Origin of the sequence: Halanaerobium sp. DL-01 (genome assembly GCF_003338615.1) — a bacterium.
In the GTDB taxonomy this organism is placed as follows: domain Bacteria; phylum Bacillota; class Halanaerobiia; order Halanaerobiales; family Halanaerobiaceae; genus QPJE01.
Genome location: NZ_QPJN01000023.1, coordinates 1 through 6,749, shown reverse-complemented (window position 1 = coordinate 6,749; position 6,749 = coordinate 1). Strand labels below are relative to the sequence as shown.

The window sequence follows — 6,749 nt, the reverse complement described above, 5'->3', positions numbered from 1 at the left end:
CTGGAAAAGGGGAGATAAACCCCTTTTTTTATTTATAAAGATTTCTAAAATTTATCAAAAGAGCAAACCAGCTCCATCGTATAACATGGGATTGGCGTCATGCCTTCTGTCATAAAGCTTGCAATATTATGCAGCAAGAAATATTAAAGCAAGTTTCACGCCAGTTCCTGCGGAATCAGGCACGAGCGCAAATCCCAGTAACGTTATACGAAATAGCTTTTAATATATTAATACTTTTAAAAAACTATTAGATTTGACGTAATGTATTTTTTTATGGGAGGGAAAAAATTGACTTTACATCTAGAAACAGAATACTTTTGTGAAAATTGTGGGTCTTTTTATATACCTTATGAAGAAAATATTGATTGCCCTAAATGTTCAGTAAAAAGCAACATTGTTTTGAAGGGATTTTACAATGATATTTATCGATCTTGTTTGATTAATATTAAACAATATAAAAGTTTTGTTCCACCTTCTTTTGCAATAATGCACCAGTCTGATTCAATTCAATATTTAATTTTCAATATTCTTAATTATTGTATTAAACATAATTTAACTAATTATTTAAAAAACGACTATAATATAGAAATAAATATTGATAGGATAAAAAAGGAATTCAACATTTGTACAAAAAATTTTAAGAAAAAATTTGATTGGGAAAAGGTAAAATATGTTGAAAATTATTGGTTTGATTATATTAAAATACTATCAATAAAAATTTTAGCTGATTTATTTAAGAAAAATAAAAAATTATTAATGGAGACATTCACTTTAGAAGAAAAAGAATCTCTAGAAAATTTAAGTATAAGGGAGTTTGAACTTAATTCTACTAGTGCTCTTGAGAGACGATTTCATACTAAATCCGGAAATAGAGATGAATTTTTTAATAGATTTAATCAGTTATCATATTTACCAGATTTTTATATATATTTTGATTGGCTTTGGAAACAATTTGGATTCGAAACAGTACCCAAAATAAGAAAACAAACTAAAATTAATTCTTTTTTAGGTTTTCTTTTTGGAAAATTCATAAATATTGACATAAAATATTCTTTTAAAAATGAAAATTTATTTAAAAAAGAAAAATTTTTGGTAAGAGAATTTAGAATAATATGTTATTCAATAGTTATCTTAAATCTATCTAATAAAAAGTTGATTCAAGAAAGGCTTGGTAGAGAAATTTTAATACAATATACATATGATCCTTATAAAAAATATCCAATAGATTATTTTGACAAACCTGAAAATATAATGGAATATTATACTGAGGGAATTTCTGAATATAAAAAATACAATAGAAATAATTGGGATAAGTGTTTTATGAATAGAGCAGCACAAACTTTATCAAAAGAATCATTAGCAAATGAAGATAAGTTATTATTTGATAAACATAAATGGGAAAAAGGATCTAAAAAAATTTTTTATCATAAAATGAATCCACTATTAGAATTAGAAAAGTTAGTTCAAAAAATTAGCACCCAAAAAAATAAATCGATAGAACAAAAGATTGATATGTTATATAAAAAATAAAGTTATATTTTTAATACTTTGCTGAAAAAAAGCAACTTCGTATAACATGGGATTAAAGATGTCGCTACGCTCCATTGCAAATTCATTTGGTAAGGGCGGTCGCCCTAAACCTCATGAACTTCTTAAATCCCAGTAACGTTATCTGAAATTGCACTTAAAATTTGAGGTGATAGTAATGTTTATTCCGATACATCAATTAAATTTATACAATACTAAAGAAAGAATAAAATATAGTGATAGATGGGAGCCAATAAATGGAGGCGAAGAAGCTTATAAACTCGTGTTAGAAAAGATTAGAAATGGTGCAGGCGAAGATTTTCTTCAAAAGGAATATGAATATGGGATATTAAAGGACTTTTTAGATGATATGTATGATTTAAGAGGGATAACGATTACTGGAGAAGAAATTGATTTCCCCAAAAAAGATAATTTTGAAAATATGGATTTTTCTTATTCACATTTTTATCATAGTGAATTTAAAAATGGATATTTTCGTTGTTCCTTTAAATTTGCCAAATTTCATAAAGTTACTTTTCACAATTGTATTTTTCATAATAATGTATGGTTAGGGGCAAAATTTGAAAAATGTAAATTTATTAATTGTGATTTTATTGAAGGCTGTAAATTAATAAACTGCAGTTTTTCTAATACAAAATTTAAACATTTTTTTACAGAAGAAAATTTGTTTTCAGATTGTAAATTTAATTCTACAGTAAATATTGAGGAACCTGTTACATATTTTGTTGCACATAAACGATCGAAGAAATCAGAGTATAATTATTCATTTTTGAGTGATTTTTATAATTCTATCCGGCAAGCATTTAAAGCAGCTAATGTTTACGATAAAGAAAGAAAATATTTTTTTAAATCAAAACAAGCAGGAACAAATCATAACAATAATGGATTAATAGATTATTTATATAAAAAATTTTTAATAGAATTATTAACTGGTTATGGAATTAAACCTTTTAGAGCATTTGGAGCTGGGATATTAATTATTACTGTTTTTTCTTTTGTTTATTATTTTAATTTAAACAGTATAAGTCAGTCATTCTTAACAAGTGTTAGTGCCTTTTTCACTTCAGGAGATTATCCAGCCTCTTTCTTTCTAGATTATAAGATATTATATGTAACTGAAGGAATTTTTGGATGGTTTATTTTAGGTTTATATTTAACTACACTTGTAAATGTTTGGTTTTCTGAAAGGTAGAAGTGCAACTTCAGATAACAGAGTATTCCCGTGACGCCAAAGACCGGCTATCCTTCGGACATGCTCTCTGGCATGCCTTTTGCAAAGAGTGGCAAAAGGCATGCCAGGCCTAGGGCACGAGCACGTCGGGAACACTCGGGACGTTAGCCGAAATTGTCATGTAAAAATAATTATAAGGATATTTTAAACTTAGAATAAGGGAAGTGTTATAAAAATGGGATTCTTAAAAGAACAATTAAATGATAGCTGTTTAGATGAAATTAACGAGATAGAAAGAAAAGTTAAAAAAATATGGTCAAATCCATTATTGCCTTGGTTTACAGACCATGGGTTATCACATTCTGAGCAAATCATATCTAATGCAAATCAAATCATCTCTTATTTGTCAAAGCATAATAATTTTAGTTTAAATGAGGATGAAATTTTTATATTTTTAGCTAGTGCTTATTTACATGATATTGGAATGCAATATTTAAATGTAGATGAAATTAGCATAGAAGATCTTACGGATAATGAATATGAAAAAATTAGAAAGAAACATGCATTAAAAACAGAAGAATTAATATTAAAAAGAAAATTTCCAGTTCCAGATGATAAATCAATGTCATATTCATTAGGACTTGATTCTTTAAACAGAGGATATATACAAGCTATATCGACTTTATGTTCTGGTCATTCTTCTACTAATTACAAAGATGTTTATAATAAAATAAAACAAAACCCACTAATTGTAAATAATAAAAAAATTAAAGGTGATTTATTGTTAGGACTATTATTGATATGTGATGAATTAGATATATCAATGATTAGAACTGATGAACGAAAATTTTCAACTTTTAATCCTAGTTCTTATTCTTATATGCATCATTTCAAACATTTATATGTGAAGTATATTGGAATTAACGGACCAAAAATTGAGATAGTATATGAATTTCCAGAAAAATTTTCTTCTTTTGCGGTTTATCTTTATACAATAGTTCAAGATAAAATCAAGATTGAACTTAAACGTTTTAATTCTGTTTTAGAAGACAGAAATTTACCGAAATTTGATAATGAAATACAAAGAAGCACTCAATTTAATGAACTACTTCCTTTTCCAGATAAAGAAGTTCTAAAGAAGTTTAAAAAAGAATGTGAAAAATTTGAAGGACCAACTTTAAAAAATAAAGTACAAAATCCGGCTTATTCACCAAGTGATGACCCTTCATATTTATATCGTTTAGATTTAAATGAAAATGACATTAATTCAATAAATTGTGAATTTGAATATATTAGTAATTTTTCTCAAGAGAAATTACTAACCCATAAAACAATAACAGATTTAAAACTTTATCTTTTAGATAATTCTGATGATATTTCGACAAGAATAAAATTAGCTTGGGGATATATTAAATTAAACAAAAAAACAGAAGCTTTAGAAGAATTATATATATTAGATAAAAAGCACGGTGATTATAGAGCAAAAATATTACAAAAAATGATAAATAATAATGAAATTGAATTATTAGCTTCACTAAATACATTAGAATTCGTGACTTGTGCATATATTGATCATGATTTGCCAGAAGAAATTGAATTAAAAATCATTATCCTTGATAAAAAGAATAAAAACAATAAAAAAGTAATTAATTATAAGTCAAATGGAGTCATTTTACCTGAAGGTGATTACTCTAATAAACAAGCTAATATTCTTTTAAAAAATGCAGAAGAAGGTAAAGAATATATTTTAAATTCATTTTCTATAATGCAAACTTTATTAAATAAAAATAGTAAGCCAATAATTGATTATGGAAATGTATTATTAGAATATAATAATATCAAATTATAAATGATTTTGATATTATAAAATTTTTGTATGTTATTTCTACTGCATCTTGACAACTTCGGCTAACATGGGATTGGCGTCATGCCTTCTGTCATAAAGCTTGCAGATTAACCAATCAAAGATATGAAAACGCAAGCTTTACGCCAGTTCCTGCGGAACCAGTCACGAGCGCAAATCCCAGGGACGTTATGTGACATTGGGCCAAATATAAAATTCTTGGAGGTGACTTATATCGCTACTAAAATTACATCTTGGGAAATAATAAATGGAAAACTGGAAGAAATTAATACTAATTTAGCTGACGAAGGACGTACTGAGTCATATGACTTAGAAGAATGGATATTATCAAATTCCGAGATTCTTGGTGAAGGAATTGCTATAATAGGAAGACAAATTAATACTCGTTCTGGACCTCTTGATTTACTTGGCATAGATAAAAACGGTAATACAGTTATAATAGAAATTAAAAGAGATAAACTTCCTAGAGAGGCATTAGCGCAAGCAATAGATTATGCGGCTGCAGTTGCTGAATGGGATATAGACCAGCTCAGTGAAGAAATAGGTAAGAACTTGGAAGATTTTTTATCTGATACTTTTGAAGAGATCACTTTAGAAAATTTAAATATAAACCAAACTCAAAGGATTCTTCTTGTCGGCTTTAAAATAGAAGATTCTTTAAATAGAATGATTGAGTGGCTTTCAGATAATTTTAGTGTTAGTATAAATGCGGTAATTCTTCACTATGTAAAAACTCAATCTGGAGCAGAATTATTAAGTAAAACCACAACTATACCAGAAGAAGTAGAGAAACAAAGAACAAAGAAAAAATTTACTATTCCAATGTCAGATGAACCCGGTAATTACGATAAAGATGAATTAAAAGAATTATTAATAAATTATTTTAAAAAAGATCTAAAGACACCTCGAAGAATTAAAAATGTCCTTTTACCTGAATGTCTAAAAAAAGGCACTGTTACTAGAGAGGAATTAAAGCAAGCATTTTTAGATTATAATGAACCAAATGCAGAAAAAAATAAAGGATATTTTGTATCATTAATTTCAAATCAAATTGGAATGGAAAAAAATGATTTTCTAAGGCAAATTATCTCTTATGATTATCCAAATCATTCATGGGAGAAAGATAATTATAAAATCCGTGATGAATATATAGATTTTGTAAAAGAATTAATTGATAATAATTAGAGGACCCAACGTCACATAACAGAGTGTTCCAGCTTTGGCTAAAAACCAGCCAGCCCTGTCGGGACATGCCTTCTGTTACGATGTTTGCAAAAGTTACTGATGAAACAAACCGGAAGCAAATTTTAAGCAAACATCGTAACAGGCCGAGGGGCACAGGCACGTCGGGAACACTCGGGACGTTATGCGCAATTTCTTAGGAGGTTAATTATGAAAGCAGATAAAAAGAACATTATTAAAAATAGAAAAGAGTATTTTGAAAAAACATTGGGTGAAAAGAGTAATGATAATAATAAAGATGAAACTTTTTTGGATGAAGACGAAAATAAAAATCTTAAAAAAAGACAAAAGAAGGCCTTAGAAAAGTCACTTGATATAAGAAAATTTGAAATTGAATTATATTGGAAAAGAGCCACATATTTTTGGGCATTTATTGCAGCCTCTTTTGCTGGATATTTTACAATACTTAGTAAAAGTATAACGCGCAAAGATACATCACTTTTAATTTTGGGGATACTGGGATTTGTTTTCTCATATAGTTGGTATTTTGTTAACAAAGGAAGCAAATTTTGGCAAAATAATTGGGAAAGACATGTTGATTATTTAGAAGATGAAGTTATAGGAAAATTGTATAAAACAGTTCGTTATTCAAATAAAATAAGTTTTTTAAAACCAACACGTGAATTTCCAATGTCTGTATCAAAAATAAATCAGATATTAAGTTTTTTTATTTCGTTGTCATGGTTGGTACTAATATTTATACCATCATATCAGATTTATAAAAAACATAAATTTGTTTTAACAACAAAAGTTTGGGACATTATTATTATAGAAATTATTCTTTTAATAATTATTACACTACTATTTTATATATTCGGAAGAAGTAATATGATTGTAACACAAAAAGCATATAATATTTTCCAATTTACATGTTTCAAATACTAAAATAAGTCTTCTAAACACAACAATAAAAGCATTTAAAAC

5 protein-coding genes are annotated in these 6,749 nt (G+C 27.1%); all 5 read left to right on the top strand.

What is annotated here, in order from left to right:
- The first annotated feature begins 288 nt into the window (after nt 1-288).
- The 5 genes from DER71_RS08450 to DER71_RS08430 all read left to right on the top strand — a co-directional run bounded on the left by DER71_RS08450 (nt 289) and on the right by DER71_RS08430 (nt 6,710).
- Entirely contained in the window at nt 289-1,530 is a 1,242-nt protein-coding gene (locus tag DER71_RS08450; protein WP_114457994.1) for a hypothetical protein, read from the top strand.
- A 166-nt stretch (nt 1,531-1,696) separates the two neighbouring features.
- Nucleotides 1,697-2,740, top strand: coding sequence for a pentapeptide repeat-containing protein (locus DER71_RS08445; protein WP_147267756.1), 1,044 nt, complete (start codon nt 1,697-1,699; stop codon nt 2,738-2,740).
- A 214-nt stretch (nt 2,741-2,954) separates the two neighbouring features.
- A complete protein-coding gene (locus DER71_RS08440; protein ID WP_114457995.1) occupies nt 2,955-4,568 on the top strand; it encodes a hypothetical protein in 1,614 nt (537 codons plus the stop codon).
- A 120-nt stretch (nt 4,569-4,688) separates the two neighbouring features.
- Nucleotides 4,689-5,768, top strand: coding sequence for an endonuclease NucS domain-containing protein (locus DER71_RS08435; RefSeq protein WP_199505656.1), 1,080 nt, complete (start codon nt 4,689-4,691; stop codon nt 5,766-5,768).
- A 207-nt stretch (nt 5,769-5,975) separates the two neighbouring features.
- Nucleotides 5,976-6,710 carry a hypothetical protein gene (locus tag DER71_RS08430; RefSeq protein WP_114474540.1) on the top strand — a complete coding sequence of 245 codons (735 nt, stop codon included), beginning with the start codon at nt 5,976-5,978 and terminating at the stop codon, nt 6,708-6,710.
- The last annotated feature ends 39 nt before the right edge of the window (nt 6,711-6,749 follow it).